The sequence below is a fragment of the Pseudomonas flexibilis genome, assembly GCF_000806415.1.
GTDB classification, from domain to species: Bacteria; Pseudomonadota; Gammaproteobacteria; order Pseudomonadales; family Pseudomonadaceae; genus Serpens; species Serpens flexibilis.
Genome location: NZ_JTAK01000002.1, coordinates 170,841 through 190,118, shown reverse-complemented (window position 1 = coordinate 190,118; position 19,278 = coordinate 170,841). Strand labels below are relative to the sequence as shown.

Genomic DNA, 19,278 nt, shown 5'->3' with positions numbered 1-19,278 from the left:
CAAGCCGGGACGGCGCGCCTGGCGGCACGATGAAGCGCGATCCACCCTACACCCAACCGCCCCACTGCAGCACGAACAACCCGAGGTTGGTGCTCAGCACCGCCATCAGCGTAGTCATCACGATGATCGCGGCCGCCAGTTGATAGTTGGAACCCACCGCCTTGGCCATCACGAAACTGGCGGCGGCCGTCGGACTGGCAAAGTAGAGAAACAGGATACCCAGCTCCGGCCCTCGAAAACCGAGCCACCAGGCACCCAGGGTGGACAACGCCGGCAGCCAGATCATCTTCATCAGACTGGCGCTCAGCGCGGTGGCGCCGCTTTCGCGCAACGAGGCCAGCGACAGCGTGGCGCCGATGCAGATCAGCGCCAGCGGCAGGCTCATCTGCGCGAAATACCCGGTGGAGGTCAGCAGCCAGTCCGGCAGCGGGATCCGCCAATAGGCGAATGGGATCGCCGCCAGCACGGCCAGCACCAACGGGTTACCGAGAATGCTCTTGGCGATGCTCCACGGATCGGTCTTGCTGCTCGGGCTGTAGAGCGCCAGCACCAGCGCCGAGAGCGCGTTGTAGCAGAGGATCACCAAGCCAGCGAGCACACCGCCCAGCGACAGGCCGAAGTCGCCGTACAGGCTGCTGGCCAGCGCCAGGCCGACGATGCCATTGTTGCCGCGAAACGCCCCCTGCACATAGACGCCGCGATCCGCATGCGGACAGCGCCAGATCGCCCATGCCCAGGCGAGCAGGAAGCCGCCTACCGTGGCGAGGGTGAAGTAGATCAGCAAGCGCGGCTGCAAGGCGGCACTCAGATCGGCGCGCAGGATGGCGAGGAACAGCAGCGCCGGCAGGGTGCCCTTGAAGACCAGACTGGAGGCGGTGTTGACGAAGGCGGTGTCGATCCAGCCGAGCCGCTTGAGCAGGACACCAAGGAACAGCATGGCGAAGACCGGGGCGGTCACCGCCAATGTTTGCTGAATGAGAGCGAGCACGACTACTACCTACTGCGACAGCGAGAAGGCCGCATGGTAACGCGGCGCCCCGCCGCTCGCGAAGCGGGGCGCCGGGAAAGCTCAGCGGCGGACCGGGCGCTTCTGCAGCTTGCGCTGCAAGGTGCGGCGGTGCATGCCCAGTGCGCGGGCGGTGGCCGAAATGTTGCCCTGGTGCTCGGCCAGCACGCGCTGGATGTGCTCCCACTGCAGGCGGTCGACCGACATGGGGTTTTCCGGCACCAGCGAACTGAGCTCCACGTGCTCGGACATCAGCGCCGCCAGCACATCGTCAGCATCCGCCGGCTTGCACAGGTAGTTGCAGGCGCCACGCTTGATGGCCTCCACAGCGGTGGCGATGCTCGAATAGCCGGTAAGGATCAGCACGCGCATCTCGCTGTCCAGCTCCAGCAGCTTGGGCAACAGGGCAAGCCCCGAGTCGCCTTCCATCTTCAGGTCCAGGACGGCATAGTCGGGGCTGTCGCGCGTCGCGATCACCAGCCCCTCCTCGGCACTGGAAGCCACGCTGACACGCAGCCCGCGACGCTCCATGGAACGCGCCATCACCCGGGTGAAGGTCGCATCGTCATCCACCAGCAACAGATGAGGCTGCTCATCTCCCTCGAACAGGACTTCTTCAGACATGCAGGCTCCTTGGCTGCGGCATGGTCAATCAATGCAAACCGTAGAGGCGCGGTAAACGCAGCTCGGTGAGCGTACCACCCTCTTCGTGGTTATACAGTTTTACGGTTCCGCCGGCACGCGTCACGCTGGCCTGACTGAGGAACAGGCCCAGGCCGAACCCCTTCCCCTTGGTGGTGAAGAACGGCTTGCCGAGCTGCTCGGCAATCGCCAGCGGCACGCCGGCTCCGTGATCTCGAATGGTCACCTTGATCCATTGGTGGTCCCAGTCCAGACGGATGGCGAGGTTGTCCGGCGAGGCATCGGCAGCATTGTTCAGCAGATTGAGCAACGCCTGGGTCAGCTCGGCCGGCGGCATCAGGCTCGGCGGCGTCCCCTTGCCGGTGCACTCATAGCGATAAGTGGCTTCGGGGCGCATCAGGTGCCAGCGCTCCAGCGCTGCTTCCAGCCATTCCCGCACGGTCTGCTCGACGATCTCCTGGCGCCGCTGCGCCTCGGCGGCGCGCACCAGACTCTGCAGCGTGCCCTTGCAGAGCATCACCTGATCCTGCAGCACCTTGAGGTCATCCTGCAGGGACGGCTGCCCCTGGCAATCCTGGATGAGGTCCTTGAGCAGCACGCTCATGGTCGCCAGCGGCGTACCCAGCTCATGGGCCGCGCCGGCGGCCTGGGTGGCCACCGCCAGCAACTGCTGGTCACGCATGTCAGCCTCGCGGCGCTGCGCCTGCAGCTGTTCCTGGAAACGCAGCGCCTCGGCCATGCGCGCCACGAACACCGTGATCAGCAGGGCGGCGAGCGCGAAGCTCAGCCACATGCCGTACACCATGATTTCCGCCGGCAGGGTGACCAGCAGGGTCAGCGGATGATGGGTAAACAGCAGCAGGCTGTAGCTGGTCAGCGCCAGGGCGGACAGTACCAGCGTGTACAACCAGGGCAGGGTCGCCGCAGCGATGGTCAGCGGCACCAGGTAATAGGAAACGAAGGGGTTGCTGGACCCCCCGGAGAAGTACAGCAGCACGCTGTGAATGACCAGGTCGCAGGCCAGCTGCACGGCATACTCCTGCTCGGTCACCGGCCATTGCTGGCGCAGCCGCAGGGCCGTGAACAGACACAGCAGCGTGGAGATGCCCAGGATGATGGCCAACGCCAGCCAGGGCAGCACCACCACCCCGGACAGCCAGGCAACGCCTACGGAAGCGGCCTGGGCAGACAGCACCAGGACACGGATAAGAACCAGCCGGCCCAGGTTCTGGCGGTTGGCGGAAAGCAGGAAAAGTGGGGCTCGCATAGTGGCTCCGGGCAGTTGCCCGAGTATAACCAGCGACTTTTCCACGCCGCTGCGGCATAGCGCCGCAAGCGCAGCCGCGCCACCCTTGCGCACAGCGGTTGTTCGGGCCAAAGTCTCAGGCCCCGCCGCTGTGCCGGCGACCTCCGGCCCCGCACTGTCAGGAGTCATCATGTCCCGCTTGCCTCACCTGTCCCTGCTTGCCCTGTTTGCCTGTGCCAGCCTGCCCGCGCTAGCCGAGGAACCCCGCTACAACCAGGTCTCCCTGCGCAGCGAAGTCAGCCAGGAAGTCAGCCATGATCGTATGCACGTGACACTGTACACCGAGTCCCAGGACAGCGATCCCGCCCGTCTCGCCCAGAACGTCAGTGAAACCCTCAACGCCGCGATCCGCCAGGCGCGCCAGGCCAAGGGCGTGACCGTCAGCCAGGGCAGCCGCAGCAGCTACCCGGTATACGAGGAAAAGAGCCAGAAGATCCGCGCCTGGCGCGAGCGCGCCGAGCTGCGCCTGGAGAGCGCCGACTTCCCCGCCCTTTCACAACTGACCGGCGAACTGCTGAAGACCCTGAGCATGGGCGGCATGAGCTTCAGCGTTTCCGACGCACTGCGCAAACGCCACGAGGATGAGCTGCTGCGAGAGGCCGTGCAATCCTTCGGCGCACGCGCCAGGCTGACCAGCGAGGCGCTGGGCGGCACCGGCTACCGGCTGGTCAACCTCAACTTGCACAGCAACGGTTTCCCGCAACCGGTGTACCGCGCGCCGGCCAAGATGATGATGGAAGCCGCCAGCGACAGCATCGCGCCGCAGGTGGAAGCCGGCACCACACGCATCAGCATCCAGGCCGACGGCACGATCGAAGTGACCATGCCCTGAGACGGAACGGCAGCTAGCGAAAGAACCGATAGAACTCGCGTAATTCGCGCTGCACATCTTCAAGCGACACGGGCTCAAAGCGCAGCGAGGTGTGCGCCGTGCACTGCGCCAGCCGCCCCAGGTCCAGCGAGTGCACCCAACCCAGCACCGGATAGCCGCCCATGGTCTGCCGATCGGCCATCAGCACGATCGGCTGACCATCCGGCGGTAACTGGATCGTGCCGGTGACCACACCCTGCGACCATTCCCGAGCGCTGGCCGCCAGGGGCTCGCCCTCCAGTCGCATGCCCATACGATCAGCGCGCGGACTGAGCGTCCACGACTGCGCAAATAGTCCGGCCAGCGCCGCTTCGTGGCCAGGCGCCGCCATCACCCGCAACTCGCACGCCTGACCATAGTCCGGTCGGAAGCGCCAGGGCACGCTGCGCCCGCCGCTCGACCGCGCCGGTCGGCAGCCCAGCGTGTCGCCGCGCAGCAAGGGCCGGCCATCCCCGCGCACACCGCCGAGCCCCTCGCGCAGGTGCGCCGCCACACTGCCCAGCACCGGCCGGGCCAGAAAGCCACCAGCCGCAGCCAGATAGCAACGTTGCCCCTGCCGCGCATACCCCAGACGCACGACCTGCCCAGCCTGCACCGGGAAGCTCGACCAGCCGGGCCGCGGCTTGCCGTCCACGCACACGTCCATCTGGGCGCCACAGACTGCCAGCCAGGTATCCAGCGTCGCCAGCAACTCCAGCCCGCCCAGCGCCACCTCCAGCAACGCCGCGCCCCAGGGATTGCCCAGCAGGCGGTTGGCCCAAGCCGCCGCCTGGATATCCAACGGACCGCCCGGTGACACACCCAGATGCTGCCAGCCGAAGCGCCCGCCATCCTGCAACACGCTCAGCGCGCCGGGGCGCATGACGCGCAAGCCGTTCATGGGCCCACCGCGCCAACGGACACGAAGCGCACCCGGTCGCCTACCCGCAACGGACAGGGCGGGTCGCGTCGCGCGTCGAACAACCGCCACGAACAGCGCCCAATCAGATGCCAGCCGCCCGGCGACGCTTGCGGATAGATCGCCGTCTGCCGTTCGGCGATGGCCAGACTGCCGGCCGGCACCCGCGTGCGGGGTGTGGCCCGGCGCGGCAGGGCCAGGCGCGGGTCCAGCTCGCCGAGGTAGGCGAATCCCGGGGCGAAGCCGATGGCGCCGACGCGGTACTCGCGTCCGCTGTGCAGCGCGATCACCTGCGCCACGCTCAACCCACAGGCCTGCGCCACCCACGGCAGGTCCTCGCCGTCGTAACTGACGGGAATTTCATGCAAACGGGTCGATTGGGCAACGCCAACCGAACGCTCCCAGGCCGCCAGCACGGGCTGCAGACGCGCGCACAACTGCGCATGGTCGGTGCGCAGCAGGTCGTAATGCAGCAGTAGCGTGGTCCACCCCGGCACCAGGTCCACCACCAGCGGGCCCAGTTCGGCGTGGATGCGATCGACCAGCGCGGCCAGCCGCGCAGGCAGTCCGGCGTTCGGCTGCTCGGCCAGCGTCAACAGCAGCGCCTCGGCGCCGGCCGGCTCGCAGCGGATCATGCCGCGTCAAGCAGCGCGCGCAGCCGACGCAGCACGCCCAGGGATTCCGGATTGTCGCCATGCACGCACAGACTGTCGGCCTGCAGGCGTATCGGCTTGCCGTCGATATCGGCAAACGGCTGCCGCCGGGCGATGGCCAGTGCCTGGCCGAGAATCCGCTCCGGATCCTGGTGCACGGCCCCGGCCACACGACGCGGCGCCAGCTGGCCGTCAGCCTGATAGGCGCGGTCGGCGAAGGCTTCGAAGAGCAGCGGCACACCGGCCGCCTCGGCCAGACGCGCCTCGCGGCAATTGTCGGGCAACGCCAGCACCATCAGTGGCAAGCCGGACCGGAAACTGCGACAGGCGTCGAGCACCGCCTCCAGCAACGCATCGTTACGCACCAGATCGTTGTACAGCGCGCCATGAGGCTTCACGTACGCGACCTGCGTGCCCGCCGCCCGGCAGAACGCTTCCAGCGCACCGAGCTGGTAAAGCACCAGTGCGCGCACCTCTTCCGGCGAGCAGCTCAGCGAGCGGCGACCGAAACCCTGCAGGTCGGGATAGGCCGGGTGGGCACCGATGCTCACGCCATGCCGCACCGCCAGCGCCACGCTGCGCTGCATGGTCAACGGATCACCCGCGTGATAGCCGCAGGCCAGGTTGGCCTGATCGATCAGCGGCATGGCCAGCGCATCGTTGCCCATGGTCCAGGCACCGAAGCTTTCACCCATGTCGCAATTAAGCAGCAGCGTTGCCTTGTTCATGCCCGCAAGCTTCCGGGTTTGCCCCTGCTACCGCAAGCCCGGACGCCCCGCCGCAGCGCGAATCAGGCTTAGACAGTTTCGCAATTGAAAATACTTCTCAAGCTAATCGCAAATCATTATCATGCGCCGCGTCTGCCTTTACGAAACCTTTACCGCCCCACAAGGAGAGTTTCCGATGCCGCTGCCCTTTGCCCGCACCGCGCTGGCCACCGCCCTGCTGAGCGCCAGCGCTGCTGTATTCGCCCAGGATCCGCTGGTCCTCGGCGATACCGTTGTCAGTGCTGCCGGTTATGAGCAAAAGATTACCGATGCGCCAGCCAGTATTTCCGTGGTCAGCGGCGAAGAGCTACAGAAGAAGCGTTACAGCAACCTCGCGCAAGCGCTGGAAGACGTGGAAGGTATCGACGTTCGTCAAGGCACCGGCAAGACCGGGGGCTTGAATATCAGCATCCGCGGTTTGCCCAGCGACTACACCCTGATCCTCATTGACGGCCGCCGCCAGAACACCGCCGGCAACGTCACCCCGAACGGTTTCAACGAAACATCCACCAGCTTCATGCCGCCGCTGTCGGCCATCGAGCGCATCGAAGTCATCCGCGGTCCGATGTCGACCCTCTACGGCTCGGACGCCATGGGCGGCGTGGTCAACATCATCACCAAAAAGGTCGCCTCCGAATGGGGCGGCTCGCTGAGCCTGGACCACACCTTCCAGGAAAACCGCGACTACGGCGAAGCCAGCAAGACCAGCCTGTACGCGAGCGGCCCGCTGGTCGACGGTCTGCTGGGCCTGGCGGTGCGCGGCAGCCTGCAGGACCGTGGCGAATCCGACCTTACCTTCGACAATGACAGCAATGTCAGCAAGCGCGGCGCCGCTCCAGTGGAAGGCCGCAACAACACCCTGGGCGCTCGCCTGACCCTGACCCCCCACCAGAATCACGACTTCAGCCTGGATGTCGAGCGCGGCCGCCAGGTCTACGACAATGACAACTGCCAGCTCGGCACGCTCGATGGCAAGACTGGCGGCAATGCCGTGTCTGGTTGCACCACCGACGCCCCCACGAAGGTCAACGGCTATGCGGATGAGCTTCGCTTCGAGCGCGAGCAGTTCGCCTTGAGCCACACCGCGCGCCTGGGCTTCGGCACCCTGGACAGCAGCCTGACCCACAACACCACGGAAACGCTCGGCCGGACCATTCCCGGCACGCTCGGCGTGGCCTACACCGGCTACCCCTCCATCGTTGCGGGCGCCGATCGCGAACTGAAATCCACTGACCTCGTATTCGACACCAAGCTGGTCAGCCCCATCGGCGAGTCCCATATCGCCACCCTGGGCGCCCAATGGTGGGACGCCGAGGTCATCGACGGCATTGCGTCCGAGAAATTCGAACAGTCCACCTGGTCGCTGTTCGCAGAAGACGAATGGCGCCTCCGTGACGACCTGGCACTGACCCTCGGCGCCCGCTACGAAAACCACGACGCCTTCGGTGGCCACGTGAGCCCCCGCGCCTATCTGGTGTGGAACACCAGCGACCACTGGACGCTGAAAGGCGGCGTCAGCCGTGGCTACAAGACGCCGACCCTCAACCAGCTGCATGACGGCATCAACGGCGTTACGGCCCAGGGCCAGACCATCACCATCGGCAGCCCGAACCTGGATCCGGAGATCACCACCAATACCGAGTTCGGGGTGTACTTCGACAACTATGCCGGCTTCAGCGCCAATGCCACGCTGTTCCATAACAAGTTCAAGGACAAGATCGACGACGGCACACCGCTGGCCAACTGTTTCTACACGGCCAACCCCAACCAGCCCGGCTGCGTGAGCTTTGGCAGTGGCTTCACCCAGGAAAGCTTCGCGCAAAGCATCAACATCGACGAGGCCGTCACACAGGGCCTGGAACTGGCCAGCCGCTGGCAGTTCGCACCGCGCTGGAGCCTGAGCGGCAACTACACCTACAGCGACAGTGAACAGAAAAGCGGCATCAACAAGGGCGCTCCGCTGACCAACACGCCCGAACATATGCTCAACGCCAGCCTCAACTGGAACGCCAGCGAGCGGCTGACCCTGTGGATCAAGGGCGAATACCGTGGCGAGCGTGCCCGCTTCACCGACAAGTACGAAAACCTGACTGCCGCCAACCAAGCCCTTCAGGATGAAGTCGGGGACCTGAAGGCTTACGAGGTATTCCATCTTGGCGGTTCGTATAAGGCCTCCGAGAACGTGACCTTCAACGCGAGTATCTACAACCTGTTCGACAAGGACTTCCTCGACGGCGAAACCTATACCACCGACACGGGTGCGGTAGGCTGGGCGTCCTACTACACCCAGTCAGCTGCTGCCACCACCGGTACGCTGGAGGAAGGTCGGCGCCTCTGGCTCTCCGCCACGGTCGACTTCTAAGTCAGCACCCAAAGGCCCGCCCTTCCAAGGGCGGGCCTTTTTGCGAATGTATGTTATTGGTAAATCCCTAACATCTACGGCCCGAAGCGCCTTAGAATCCCGCCCCATTCCTACTGGCCTTGTGCCGCAACCTATTACCGGAACCAGTCTTCCATGCGTCTCTGGCTCGGCACCCTCCGCCAATGGCACTGGATCAGCTCGGCGCTCTGCCTGGCCGGCATGCTGCTGTTCGCCGTCACTGGCATCACCCTGAACCATGCCGGCCAGATCGAAGGCAAGGCGCAGGTCTCCAGTCGCATCGAGCAGTTGCCCAAATCCCTGCAGGAACTCCTGCTGGCGGACGCGCCGGTAGAAGGCGTGCCGACCGAGCTGGCCGAGTGGCTGGAAGACCGCCTCGGCATCCGCCCGGACGGGCGCGAGGCCGAATGGTCTGAGGGCGAGCTGTACGTCGGCCTGCCGCGCCCCGGCGGCGATGCCTGGTTGAGCCTGGACCTGGTCGCCGGCGAGCTGGAGTACGAAGTCACCGATCGCGGCTGGATCGCCTATTTCAATGACCTGCACAAGGGCCGCCACACCGGCATGGCCTGGAGTTGGTTCATCGATCTGTTCGCCGTGGCCTGCGTGGTGTTCTGTGTCACGGGACTGTTGTTGCTGCACCGCCATGCCGCGGGGCGCCCTGGCACCTGGCCGCTCACCGCGCTGGGTGTGGTGATTCCCGTGCTGCTGGCCCTGCTGTTCATTCATTAAGGAAACCGCTATGCGCAAGCACCTGCTGCCTCTGGTTGTTCTGCTCAGCCCGGCCGCCTTCGCGGCCGACCTGGACATCAGCGTGGAAATCCCGCGCCTGGACGTCGCCGAGTACCACCGCCCCTACGTGGCCCTGTGGCTGGAAAAGCCGGACCAGAGCCACGTGGCCAATCTGGCCGTGTGGTACGACCTGAAGATGAAGGACAAGGAAGGCGAGAAGTGGCTCAAGGACATGCGCCAGTGGTGGCGGCGCAGCGGCCGCAGCCTGGAGATGCCGGTCGACGGCGTCTCGGCTGCCACCCGCGCCGTGGGCACCCATCAGTTGAGCTACAAGGGCAGCGAAGCGCCGCTGCAGTCCCTGCCAGCTGGCGACTACAACCTGGTGGTCGAAGCCGCCCGCGAAGTGGGCGGACGCGAACTGCTGCGGGTGCCGTTCACCTGGCCGCAGCCTGCCACCGCCAAGGCCCAGGGCACCAGCGAGCTGGGCGCCATCACCCTCACTGTCAAACCCTGATCAAGGAAGCCGCACATGAATCGTCTGCTGAAATGGACCGCCCTGGCCCTGGCCGTCACTCTGCCCCTGTCTGCCCAGGCGCACCGCGCCTGGATGTTGCCATCCTCCACCGTGCTGTCCGGTGAGGAGCCCTGGGTGACGGTGGACGCCGCCGTGTCCAACGACCTGTTCTATTTCGAGCACTTCCCCCTGCAGCTCGAAGGTATCGGCAAGCCGCTGGCCCTGCCCGCCCGTGGCCCGCAGGCCGCACCGGCTGCCGGGCAAGCTGACAAGCCGGCCGCGCCGGCGCCGATGCGCCGCCCGGCCAACAAGCTGGCGATCCTCGCGCCGGACGGCAGTGAAGTGCAGCCGCAGAACGGCGCCGTTGGCCGCTACCGCACCACCTTCGATGTGCAGCTGACCCAGAAGGGCACCTATAAGCTGGCCGTGGCCAACCAGGGCCTGATGGCCTCCTGGAAGGAAAACGGCGTCGCCCACCGCTGGATGGGCAAGCTGGAAGACCTGGAAAAGAACCTCCCGGCCAAGGCCGACGATCTGCGCGTGACCCAGGGCAGCAACCGCATGGAAGTGTTCGTCACCTCCGGCGACACCACCAGCACCGTGCTCAAGCCCACCAAGGCCGGCCTGGAAATGGTACCGGTCACCCACCCGAACGACCTGTTCGCCGGCGAAACCGCCACCTTCGACTTCCTGCTCGACGGCAAGCCGGCGGCGGACGTGGAAGTGACCGTGATTCCCGGCGGCAACCGCTACCGTGACGCTACCGGCGAGCTGACCCTGAAGACCGACAGCAAGGGCCGCCTGACGGTGACCTGGCCGGCGCCGGGCATGTACTGGCTGGAAGCCGAGCTGCGCACCGACAAGGGCGTGAAGAAGCCGGTCACCGAGCGTCGCGCCTCCTACAGCGCCACCCTGGAAGTGCTGGCGCCCTGAGACACCGGTGTCTGGCCTCGTAGGGTGGTCAATGTTTTCCATTGGCCACCAACGCGCCGGCCAGCCCGGCGCGCATGGTGGCTCGATACAGCGCGAACCACCCTACGATCGCGCCTGGCGCCTGGCGAAGCTTAGGGTGGTCGTCCTTTTCCTTGGCCGCCCCGCCCTTGCCCACCGGAACCCTGACATGCGCGCCACCCCGAATACCCCGCTCGCCTACTGGCCACTCGTGGCCTGCCTGCTGCTGGCTGCGCTGTTGCTTGCCTGGCAGCCGTCGCGCGAACTGTCCGCCGCGCTGGTGATGCTGGCCTGGCTCGGCCTGTGCGGCCTCGCCTGGCGGCGCGCGCGTGCGAAGCCTGCCCTCCCTGTCGCAGACAACCTGCTGATCGCCTACGCCAGCCAGGGTGGCCAGGCGCGGCGGATTGCCGAACGCAGCGCGGAGCAACTCACCCTGGGTGGATTGCCGGCGGCCGCTGTGTCGCTGGATGCACTGACGCCCGAGGCTCTCGCCCGCCAGCACCGCCTGCTGCTGGTGCTGGCCACCTACGGCGAGGGCGAGGCACCAGACAATGGCGCGCGCTTCCTGCGCCTGCTGGATAATCTGCCGCCGCTGCGTGATCTGGAGTACGCCCTGCTGGGCCTGGGCGACAGCGACTACCGGCAGTTCTGCGGCTTCGCCCGCGCCGTGGATGACCGCCTGCGCCAGCGGCAGGCCATCCCGCTGTTCGAGCGACTGGAGGCGGATCGGCTGGCACCGGCCACGCTGAGCCGCTGGCAGTGGCAGTTGGCCCAGTTGAGCGGCCAGCCGGATTACGCGGAATGGGCTGCGCCCGCGTTCAGCCCCTGGCGGCTGGTCGAGCGCAGCCGTCTGAACCCCGGCAGCCAGGGTGCGCCGGTCTACCGCATCCGCCTGGAACCGCTGGACGGTCCCGCCCACTGGCAGGCCGGCGACATCGCCGAGATCGCGCCACGCCTGCCGGTGGCGACCGTCCGCCAGAAGCTGCGCGCCTTGCAGCTGAACGAGCCGGGCGACGCGCTTATCGGCGAGCTAGCCAGCCGCCGCTGGCCCGACGATACGCACGAGCTGGCCGAGATGAGCATCGAGCAACTGCTGGAACAGCTCCCGCGCCTGAACCACCGCGACTATTCCATCGCCTCGCTGCCCGCCGACGGCGGCGTGGAGCTGCTGGTACGCCTCACCCACACCCCGGACGGCTGCCCGGGCCTGGGCTCCGGCTGGCTGTGCCGGCACGCCGAAGTCGGCGAGTGCATCGATCTGCGCCTGCGCGCCAACCCGTCCTTCCAACTGCCGGCGGCCTGCGGCCCGCTGATCATGATCGGCAACGGCACCGGCCTGGCCGGCTTGCACGCCCACCTGCGCGAGCGCGAAGCCCTGGGCCAGCACGGTCACTGGCTGCTGTACGGCGAGCGCAACGCGGCCCATGACAGCCTGCTGGCACAGGAGCTGGAAGGATGGCTGGCCAGCGGTCATCTGGCCCGGCTGGACCGGGTGTTCTCGCGGGACCAGGCCGAACGCCGCTATGTGCAGCACGTGCTGCGTGACCAGGCCGAGACGCTGCGCCAGTGGCTCGCCAATGGCGCCAGCCTGCTGATCTGCGGCAGCCTGGAGGGCATGGGCCGCGAGGTGGATGCCCTGCTGCGCGGGTTGCTCGGCGCGGAACGGGTCGATGAGCTGGCCAGGAATGGACGGTATCGGCGGGATCTGTATTGAAGGGTTTGAAGCCCTGATCCATTAGCCCGCCGGCCATTATTCTGTGGGAGCGGACTTGTCCGCGAGCTTTCCAGCAGGCCCCATCCAGAAGCTCGCGAACAGGTTCGCTCCCGCCAGCGGGGAGCGAACTGTCCGCGGCGGGACTCAGATGTAGTAGGCCTTCAGCGGCGGGAAGCCGTTGAATTCCACCGCGCTGTAGCTGGTGGTGTAGGCGCCGGTGGAAAACCAGTACAGGCGGTCACCGCTGGACAGGTTCAGCGGCAGGCCGTACTTGTAGTTCTCGTACATGATGTCGGCGCTGTCGCAGGTCGGGCCGGCGATGATGACTTCTTCCATCTCGCCCTTCTTCTCGGTCCAGATCGGGAACTTGATGGACTCGTCCATGGTTTCGATCAGGCCGGAGAACTTGCCCACGTCGGTGTACACCCAGCGCTCCACGGCGGTGCGCGACTTGCGCGCCACCAACACCACTTCGCTGACCAGGATGCCGGCGTTGGCGATCAGCGAACGGCCCGGCTCGAGGATGATTTCCGGCAGCTCGTCACCGAAGTCTTCCTTGAGGAAGCGGGTGATTTCCTCGGCGTAGGTCTGCAGGTCGTTGGTCTTGGCGATGTAGTTGGCCGGGAAACCGCCGCCCATGTTGATCATCTTCAGGGTGATGCCGTCTTCTTCCTTGAGACGCTCGAAGATCACCTTGACCTTGGCGATGGCGGCGTCCCACACGTCGATGTCGCGCTGCTGCGAGCCGACGTGGAAGGAAATGCCGTAGGGCTCGAGCTTGAGCTGCTTGGCCAGGATCAGCAGGTCCAGCGCCATGTCCGGGTTGCAGCCGAACTTGCGCGAGAGCGGCCAGTCGGCGGAGTTGGAACCCTCGGTGAGAATGCGCACATAGATCTTCGAGCCCGGTGCCGCCTTGGCGATGTTGCGCAGGTCGGCTTCCGAGTCGGTGGCGAACAGGCGCACGCCCTTCTCGTAGAAGTAGCGGATGTCACGCGCCTTCTTGATGGTGTTGCCGTAGCTGATGCGGTCGGCACTCACACCGGCCTTCATCACCTTGTCCAGCTCGTAGATGGAGGCGATGTCGAAGTTCGAGCCCTTGTCGCGCAGCAGCTCGGTGATCTCGGTGGCCGGGTTGGCCTTCACCGCGTAGTAGATCTTGGCGAACGGGAAGCAGCTGACCAGTTGGTCGTAGGAATCGGCGATGGTCTGCTTGTCGATGACGACAAACGGGGTTTCCTGCTGGTCGGCGAACGCCTTCATCTTCTGGAATGTGGCGCGCGGGTAATAGTCTTCGACCTTGATCGACATGCGTTGGGACTCCAAATGGCAAAACAAACAGAACAAATGTGTGGAATGGCCTCAGAGGCCGCGAACGCCGGACAGTTTCCCCACTTTGGTTCGCCTACTTCCCAAGGCATGTCGCCGAGAATTGCCGCGCGGGGCGCCGCAACCTCTCGTCGTCAGTACTTGAGCCGGATGGATCGTTTCCAGCATGGGCGTTCGGGCGCGCACTTTAGGACCAAGGCGGGCCGAGATCAATCGAAAATTGCCCAGGGGTGGCCACGCTTTTTCGATTGTCAAGTTTTCTCCACAAAGCGGCCGGAATGCTGCACAAACGAGCGTATGGCCGACGATCACGACGCCCACGCAACGCGCCGTTTGCCGCTATAATCGCGCCCTTTTCTGACAGACCGACTCACACGTCGACGGGTTCCTTTCCGATGACCACTCAGGCCGCCGAAGTCGCGAAGCGCCGCACGTTCGCGATCATCTCCCACCCCGACGCGGGTAAGACCACCATCACCGAAAAGCTGCTGCTGATGGGCAAGGCCATCGAAGTGGCCGGCACCGTGAAGTCGCGCAAGTCCGACCGCCATGCCACCTCCGACTGGATGGAGATGGAAAAGCAGCGCGGCATCTCCATCACCACCTCGGTGATGCAGTTCCCCTACCGCGAGCACATGATCAACCTGCTCGACACCCCCGGCCACGAGGATTTCTCGGAAGACACCTACCGCACCCTGACTGCCGTGGACAGCGCGCTGATGGTGCTTGACGGCGGTAAAGGCGTCGAGCCGCGCACCATCGCGCTGATGGACGTCTGCCGCCTGCGCGACACGCCGATCGTCAGCTTCATCAACAAGCTCGACCGCGACATCCGCGACCCCATCGAGCTGCTCGACGAAATCGAGGCGGTGCTGAAGATCAAGGCCGCGCCGGTCACCTGGCCGATTGGCTGCTACCGCGACTTCAAGGGCGTGTATCACCTCAAGGGCGACTACATCATCGTCTACACCCCGGGCCACGGCCACGAGCGCACCGAGGTGAAGATCATCGAGAAGCTCGATTCCGCCGAAGCGCGCGCGCACCTGGGCGACGAGTACGAGCGCTTCATCGAGCAGCTGGAACTGGTGCAGGGCGCCTGCCATGAGTTCGACCAGGAGGAGTTCCTCAAGGGCCAGCTGACCCCGGTGTTCTTCGGTACCGCGCTGGGCAACTTCGGTGTCGATCATGTGCTCGACGCCATCGTCGACTGGGCACCCATGCCGCTGGCGCGCACCGCCAATGAGCGCGTGGTCGAGCCGGTCGAGGAGAAGTTCACCGGCTTCGTGTTCAAGATCCAGGCGAACATGGACCCGAAGCACCGCGACCGCATCGCCTTCATGCGCATCTGCTCGGGCAAGTACGAAAAGGGTATGAAGCTGCGCCATGCCCGCCTGGGCAAGGATGTACGCATCGCCGACGCGCTGACCTTCTTTTCCAGCGAACGCGAGATGCTCGAAGAAGCCTGGGCCGGCGACATCATCGGCCTGCACAACCACGGCACCATCCAGATCGGCGACACCTTCACCGAAGGTGAGAGCCTGGGCTTCACCGGCATTCCGCACTTCGCGCCGGAACTCTTCCGCCGCGTGCGCCTGAAGGACCCGCTGAAGTCCAAGCAGCTGCGCCAGGGCCTGCAGGAACTCGCCGAGGAAGGCGCCACCCAGGTGTTCTTCCCCGAGCGCAACAACGACATCATCCTCGGCGCCGTGGGCGTGCTGCAGTTCGACGTGGTCGCCAGCCGCCTGAAGGAGGAATACAAGGTCGAGTGCGCCTACGAGGCCATCAATGTCTGGTCGGCACGCTGGATCGAGTGCCGCGACGAGAAGAAGCTCAAGGAGTTCAAGGACAAGGCGTTCGAGAACCTGGCCATCGACGGCGGCGGTCACCTGACCTACCTGGCGCCGACCCGCGTGAACCTGAGCCTGATGGAAGAGCGCTGGCCGGACGTTAAATTCCGCGCCACCCGCGAGCATCACTAGGACGGATGGTCGACGGTAGGGCGGTCGGCGTCTTTCCGGCCGCCGGCGCGAGCCGCGCGGTGGCCAACGCCGTGCGTTGACCACCCTACATCTGCGGGCGTCACAGGCTCCCTAGGTCTCCTGCAGATCTGCGCACCTCACGCACAGCGAGGCCATAGGCAAGGCCTCCAGGCGCGCCTCGCCGATGGGCTCGCCACAGCGCGTGCATTCACCGTAGCTGCCCTCCTCCAGACGTTCCAGCGCGCGGTTCACTTCCCGCAGTCCCACCTCGGCTTCCAGCAACAGCCCCCGCAGCACATCATCGTTCTGCCGCTCCTGAGCCTGCTCGGCGAAATCGGGGTCGCGCTGGCTGGCCAGGTCACGGCGGATCGCCTCGGCGCGGGTGCGGTATTCCTCCGCCAGTTGCTGCAGTCGCTCGCTGGGTTCGACGCTATTCATGCTTGGAACTCCTGTCAGGGTGATCGCTGAAGTGTGGTCGCTCTTGGCCGCGTATGTGGTGACATCGATCAGCACAGCGAACCGCCTTGCACGCCAGAACTTGAACTAGGCTGTTCCCATAGCCTTTCAGCGCAAGGACTGCCATGCCCAGGGCGATTCGGATATTCGTGCGCGGCGTCGACGCAATCACCCGCTTCGTCGGGCGCTGCGCCATGTATCTGATCTTCGCCATCATCGGCGTGCTGTTCTATTCCATCTTCAGCAAGTCGTTCGCCAACCCGGCGATCTGGACCCTGGAAATGGCACAGTTCCTGATGGTCGCCTACTTCCTGCTAGGTGGCGCCTACGCCCTGCAACAGGGCGAGCATGTGCGCATGGACCTGTTCTACAGCCGCTGGTCGCCGCGCACCCGCGCCATCGTCGACCTGTGCACCGTGGGCCTGCTGCTGGTGTACCTGGGCTTCCTGCTCTACGGCGGCCTTTCCTCGACCCTCTACGCCCTGGAATACAACGAGACCAGCTACTCCGCCTGGTCGCCGCGCATGGCGCCGATCAAGGTCATCATGTGCCTGGGCGTGCTGCTGATGCTGCTGCAGGTGCTGGCCACCTTCTTCAAGGACCTCGCCACCGCGCGCGGGGAGACGCTGTAGATGGCCTACGAACACATCGCCCTGCTGATGTTCACCTCGATGATGGTGCTGCTGATCACCGGCAAGCGGGTGTTCGGCGCCATCGGCTTCGTGGCCGTAGTGGCAGCCTTCTGGCTGTGGGGCCAGGGCGGTTCGGAAATGGCCTTCAGCGCCGCCATGAAGCTGATGAAGTGGTACCCGCTGCTGACCCTGCCGCTGTTCGTGTACATGGGCTACATGCTCTCCGAGTCCGGGCTGGCCGAGGACCTGTACCGCATGTTCCATGTGTGGATGGGGCCGCTACCCGGCGGCTTGGCGCTGGGTACCCTCGGCCTGATGGTGGCCATCTCGGCGATGAACGGTCTGAGCGTCGCCGGCATGGCCATCGGCGCCAGCATCGCCCTACCGGAACTGCTTCGCCGCGGCTACGACAAGCTGATGGTCACCGGCGTGGTGCAGGCCGGCAGCTCGCTGGGCATCCTGGTGCCGCCCAGCGTGGTGCTGGTGCTCTACGGCATGATCGCCCGCCAGCCGGTCAGCCAGCTGTGGCTGGCCGGCGTGTTCCCCGGCCTGCTGATGGCCGGTCTGTTCGCCCTCTACGTGGTACTGCGCTGCCGTTTCAATCCACGCCTCGGCCCACCGATGGCCGCCGAGGAACGCCGCACCATTACCCGCCGCGAGAAACTCGCTTCGCTGCGCGCCGGCATCGCCCCGCTGTTCATCTTCTTCAGCATGACCGGGCTGTTCCTGCTCGGTTTCACCAGCCTGGTGGAAAGCGCGGCGGTCGGCGCGGTGGCCGCCACCCTGGTGGCGCTGTTCAAGCGCCGGCTCAGCGCTGCCGTGCTGGAAAGCACCCTGCGCAAGAGCCTGGGCATCACCTGCATGTTCATGTGGATCATCCTCGCCGCGCTGTGCTTCGGCGCGGTGTTCGACGGCCTCGGTGCGGTGGCGGCCATCGAGAACCTGTTCGTGGAAAGCCTGCACCTGAGCCCCTGGCAGATCCTGGTGCTGATGCAGCTGTCCTTCATCGTCATGGGCATGTTCCTCGACGACACCGCCATGCTGGTGATCGTCGCGCCGCTGTACATCCCGCTGGTCGGCGCGCTGGGCTTCGACCTGGTGTGGTACGGCGTGCTCTACACCATCACCTGCCAGATCGCCTACCTGACCCCGCCGTTCGGCTACAACCTGTTCCTGATGCGCGCCATGGCGCCACCCGGCATCGACCTGGCCGACATCTACCGCTCGGTCCTGCCCTTCGTGCTGGTGATGCTGCTGGCCCTGGCGCTGGTGATGCTCTTTCCACAGATCGCCCTGTGGCTGCCGCAGTGGTATTCGGCCTCGGCAGGTGGCGACCTGTAACGAAACGCGGCTGCTCGCCGCGCCTGCAGTTGGAGTTGTTGCACCCCACTTTCCGGAGAACGCCATGACAACACGACGCAGTTTCCTCACCGGCGCCACCGCACTGGCCGGCACCGCCGCCCTGGGCTCGGCGCACATCTACGCGCAGGAGCCGAAGAAGATCACCTGGCGCCTGCAGACCTACGCCGGTCCGGCGCTGGGCGAGCATGTCATCAAGCCGTCCATCGAGGCCTTCAACAAGGCCGCCAACGGCGAAATGGAGATCAAGCTGTACTACGCCGACCAGTTGGTGCCCACCGGCGAGCTGTTCCGCGCCATGCAGCGCGGCACCATCGACGCGGTGCAGAGCGACGACGACTCCATCGCCGCGCCGGTAGACGTCTCGGTGTTCGGCGGCTACTTCCCCTTCGCCACCCGCCACAGCCTCGACGTGCCGGCGCTGTTCCACAACTGGGGGCTGAACGACATCTGGGCCGAGGCCTATGGCGAGGTGCAGGGCGTCACCTGGCTGGGCAGCGGCGCCTGGGACCCCTGCCACTTCGCCACCCGCGAACCGATCCGCCGCCTGGCCGACCTCAAGGGCAAGCGCATCTTCACCTTCCCCACCGCCGGCAAGTTCCTCACCCGCTTCGGGGTGATCCCGGTGACGCTGCCCTGGGAAGACGTCGAGGTGGCATTGCAGACCGGCGAGCTGGACGGCATTGCCTGGTCGGGCATCACCGAGGACTACACGGTGGGCTGGGCCAACGTCACCAAATACTTCCTCACCAACAACATTTCCGGCGCCTGGATCGGCTCCTACTTCGCCAACTCGGCCAAGTGGAACGAAATGCCCGAGCACCTCAAGACCCTGTTCCGCCTGTGCATGGACAGCTCGCACTACTACCGCCAGCACTGGTACTGGGCCGGCGAGGCGCGCCTGCGGGTGGAAGGCCAGAAGCTGGAGCTGACCTCCATCCCCGCCGAGGAATGGAAGACCGTGGAGGACGAGGCGCAGAAGTTCTGGGACGAGATCGCCAAGACCAGCCCGCGCTGCGCCCGGGTGGTGGAGATCTTCAAGCAATACAACGCGCTGATGGCCAAGGCCGGTACGCCGTACCGCTAGCCGCCACG

At 65.7% G+C, this 19,278-nt stretch carries 18 protein-coding genes; 10 read left to right on the top strand and 8 right to left on the bottom strand.

The features are described from left to right. Positions 1-46: 46 nt before the first annotated feature. From PT85_RS04615 to PT85_RS04605, 3 genes are all read right to left on the bottom strand, one after another. Positions 47-988, bottom strand: a complete 942-nt coding sequence (locus tag PT85_RS04615) for an AEC family transporter (protein ID WP_039606074.1) — start codon at positions 986-988, stop codon at positions 47-49. Positions 989-1,069: 81 nt separating this feature from the next. Beyond that, the gene (locus PT85_RS04610; RefSeq protein ID WP_039606073.1) at positions 1,070-1,630 is read right to left on the bottom strand and encodes a response regulator transcription factor; all 561 of its coding nucleotides are present in this window, start codon (positions 1,628-1,630) and stop codon (positions 1,070-1,072) included. A 28-nt stretch (positions 1,631-1,658) separates the two neighbouring features. Continuing rightward, entirely contained in the window at positions 1,659-2,915 is a 1,257-nt protein-coding gene (locus tag PT85_RS04605) for an ATP-binding protein (protein WP_027589563.1), read from the bottom strand. Between the two features lie 169 nt (positions 2,916-3,084). Between PT85_RS04605 and PT85_RS04600 the strand changes: the two genes are divergently transcribed. Next, on the top strand, positions 3,085-3,786 hold the full coding sequence (locus PT85_RS04600; protein WP_037008541.1) for an SIMPL domain-containing protein: 702 nt from the start codon (positions 3,085-3,087) through the stop codon (positions 3,784-3,786). A 13-nt stretch (positions 3,787-3,799) separates the two neighbouring features. Here the strand turns inward: PT85_RS04600 and PT85_RS04595 are convergent, their stop codons facing one another. The 3 genes from PT85_RS04595 to PT85_RS04585 are packed head-to-tail and all read right to left on the bottom strand — an operon-like array spanning position 3,800 to position 6,104. Further along, the gene (locus PT85_RS04595; RefSeq protein WP_039606072.1) at positions 3,800-4,705 is read right to left on the bottom strand and encodes a 5-oxoprolinase subunit C family protein; all 906 of its coding nucleotides are present in this window, start codon (positions 4,703-4,705) and stop codon (positions 3,800-3,802) included. Then, entirely contained in the window at positions 4,702-5,358 is a 657-nt protein-coding gene (gene pxpB, locus PT85_RS04590; RefSeq protein WP_039606071.1) for a 5-oxoprolinase subunit PxpB, read from the bottom strand. Before pxpB ends, PT85_RS04595 begins: the two co-directional genes overlap by 4 nt. After that, positions 5,355-6,104 carry a 5-oxoprolinase subunit PxpA gene (locus PT85_RS04585; RefSeq protein ID WP_027589567.1) on the bottom strand — a complete coding sequence of 250 codons (750 nt, stop codon included), beginning with the start codon at positions 6,102-6,104 and terminating at the stop codon, positions 5,355-5,357. The genes pxpB and PT85_RS04585 overlap by 4 nt, the downstream gene beginning before the upstream one ends. A 175-nt stretch (positions 6,105-6,279) precedes the next feature. Between PT85_RS04585 and PT85_RS04580 the strand changes: the two genes are divergently transcribed. The 5 genes from PT85_RS04580 (at position 6,280) to PT85_RS04560 (ending at position 12,431) form a co-directional block, all read left to right on the top strand. Beyond that, entirely contained in the window at positions 6,280-8,505 is a 2,226-nt protein-coding gene (locus tag PT85_RS04580) for a TonB-dependent receptor domain-containing protein (RefSeq protein WP_039606070.1), read from the top strand. 96 nt (positions 8,506-8,601) lie between these two features. After that, complete coding sequence (locus tag PT85_RS04575; protein WP_267958205.1) at positions 8,602-9,252, top strand: PepSY-associated TM helix domain-containing protein; 651 nt, start codon at positions 8,602-8,604, stop codon at positions 9,250-9,252. 10 nt (positions 9,253-9,262) lie between these two features. Then, a complete protein-coding gene (locus PT85_RS04570; protein ID WP_039606068.1) occupies positions 9,263-9,766 on the top strand; it encodes a DUF2271 domain-containing protein in 504 nt (167 codons plus the stop codon). A gap of 15 nt (positions 9,767-9,781) precedes the next feature. After that, positions 9,782-10,699, top strand: a complete 918-nt coding sequence (locus PT85_RS04565; RefSeq protein WP_039606067.1) for a DUF4198 domain-containing protein — start codon at positions 9,782-9,784, stop codon at positions 10,697-10,699. 187 nt (positions 10,700-10,886) lie between these two features. After that, positions 10,887-12,431, top strand: coding sequence for a sulfite reductase subunit alpha (locus tag PT85_RS04560; protein ID WP_052237610.1), 1,545 nt, complete (start codon positions 10,887-10,889; stop codon positions 12,429-12,431). A 144-nt stretch (positions 12,432-12,575) separates the two neighbouring features. Here the strand turns inward: PT85_RS04560 and PT85_RS04555 are convergent, their stop codons facing one another. Further along, positions 12,576-13,739, bottom strand: coding sequence for a type III PLP-dependent enzyme (locus tag PT85_RS04555; protein WP_027589573.1), 1,164 nt, complete (start codon positions 13,737-13,739; stop codon positions 12,576-12,578). Between the two features lie 413 nt (positions 13,740-14,152). Between PT85_RS04555 and PT85_RS04550 the strand changes: the two genes are divergently transcribed. Beyond that, positions 14,153-15,736: a peptide chain release factor 3 gene (locus PT85_RS04550; protein WP_027589574.1), complete on the top strand. Its 1,584-nt coding sequence runs from the start codon at positions 14,153-14,155 to the stop codon at positions 15,734-15,736. 111 nt (positions 15,737-15,847) lie between these two features. Here PT85_RS04550 and PT85_RS04545 read toward each other — a convergent pair whose 3' ends face one another. Further along, a complete protein-coding gene (locus tag PT85_RS04545; protein WP_039606066.1) occupies positions 15,848-16,174 on the bottom strand; it encodes a TraR/DksA family transcriptional regulator in 327 nt (108 codons plus the stop codon). A 143-nt stretch (positions 16,175-16,317) separates the two neighbouring features. Between PT85_RS04545 and PT85_RS04540 the strand changes: the two genes are divergently transcribed. The 3 genes from PT85_RS04540 to PT85_RS04530 all read left to right on the top strand — a co-directional run bounded on the left by PT85_RS04540 (position 16,318) and on the right by PT85_RS04530 (position 19,270). After that, complete coding sequence (locus tag PT85_RS04540; RefSeq protein ID WP_027589576.1) at positions 16,318-16,824, top strand: TRAP transporter small permease subunit; 507 nt, start codon at positions 16,318-16,320, stop codon at positions 16,822-16,824. Next, the gene (locus tag PT85_RS04535; RefSeq protein WP_039606065.1) at positions 16,825-18,165 is read left to right on the top strand and encodes a TRAP transporter large permease; all 1,341 of its coding nucleotides are present in this window, start codon (positions 16,825-16,827) and stop codon (positions 18,163-18,165) included. It abuts the gene before it with no gap. A 64-nt stretch (positions 18,166-18,229) separates the two neighbouring features. Further along, the gene (locus PT85_RS04530) at positions 18,230-19,270 is read left to right on the top strand and encodes a TRAP transporter substrate-binding protein (protein WP_039606064.1); all 1,041 of its coding nucleotides are present in this window, start codon (positions 18,230-18,232) and stop codon (positions 19,268-19,270) included. The last annotated feature ends 8 nt before the right edge of the window (positions 19,271-19,278 follow it).

Bases quoted from the DNA above. Each gene is read 5' to 3' on its own strand.
- PT85_RS04610 (WP_039606073.1), bottom strand. From the start codon at position 1,630: ATGTCTGAAGAAGTCCTGTTCGAGGGAGATGAGCAGCCTCATCTGTTG.
- PT85_RS04605 (WP_027589563.1), bottom strand. From the start codon at position 2,915: ATGCGAGCCCCACTTTTCCTGCTTTCCGCCAACCGCCAGAACCTGGGC.
- PT85_RS04600 (WP_037008541.1), top strand. From the start codon at position 3,085: ATGTCCCGCTTGCCTCACCTGTCCCTGCTTGCCCTGTTTGCCTGTGCC.
- PT85_RS04595 (WP_039606072.1), bottom strand. From the start codon at position 4,705: ATGAACGGCTTGCGCGTCATGCGCCCCGGCGCGCTGAGCGTGTTGCAG.
- pxpB (WP_039606071.1), bottom strand. From the start codon at position 5,358: ATGATCCGCTGCGAGCCGGCCGGCGCCGAGGCGCTGCTGTTGACGCTG.
- PT85_RS04585 (WP_027589567.1), bottom strand. From the start codon at position 6,104: ATGAACAAGGCAACGCTGCTGCTTAATTGCGACATGGGTGAAAGCTTC.
- PT85_RS04580 (WP_039606070.1), top strand. From the start codon at position 6,280: ATGCCGCTGCCCTTTGCCCGCACCGCGCTGGCCACCGCCCTGCTGAGC.
- PT85_RS04570 (WP_039606068.1), top strand. From the start codon at position 9,263: ATGCGCAAGCACCTGCTGCCTCTGGTTGTTCTGCTCAGCCCGGCCGCC.
- PT85_RS04565 (WP_039606067.1), top strand. From the start codon at position 9,782: ATGAATCGTCTGCTGAAATGGACCGCCCTGGCCCTGGCCGTCACTCTG.
- PT85_RS04560 (WP_052237610.1), top strand. From the start codon at position 10,887: ATGCGCGCCACCCCGAATACCCCGCTCGCCTACTGGCCACTCGTGGCC.
- PT85_RS04555 (WP_027589573.1), bottom strand. From the start codon at position 13,739: ATGTCGATCAAGGTCGAAGACTATTACCCGCGCGCCACATTCCAGAAG.
- PT85_RS04550 (WP_027589574.1), top strand. From the start codon at position 14,153: ATGACCACTCAGGCCGCCGAAGTCGCGAAGCGCCGCACGTTCGCGATC.
- PT85_RS04545 (WP_039606066.1), bottom strand. From the start codon at position 16,174: ATGAATAGCGTCGAACCCAGCGAGCGACTGCAGCAACTGGCGGAGGAA.
- PT85_RS04540 (WP_027589576.1), top strand. From the start codon at position 16,318: ATGCCCAGGGCGATTCGGATATTCGTGCGCGGCGTCGACGCAATCACC.
- PT85_RS04535 (WP_039606065.1), top strand. From the start codon at position 16,825: ATGGCCTACGAACACATCGCCCTGCTGATGTTCACCTCGATGATGGTG.
- PT85_RS04530 (WP_039606064.1), top strand. From the start codon at position 18,230: ATGACAACACGACGCAGTTTCCTCACCGGCGCCACCGCACTGGCCGGC.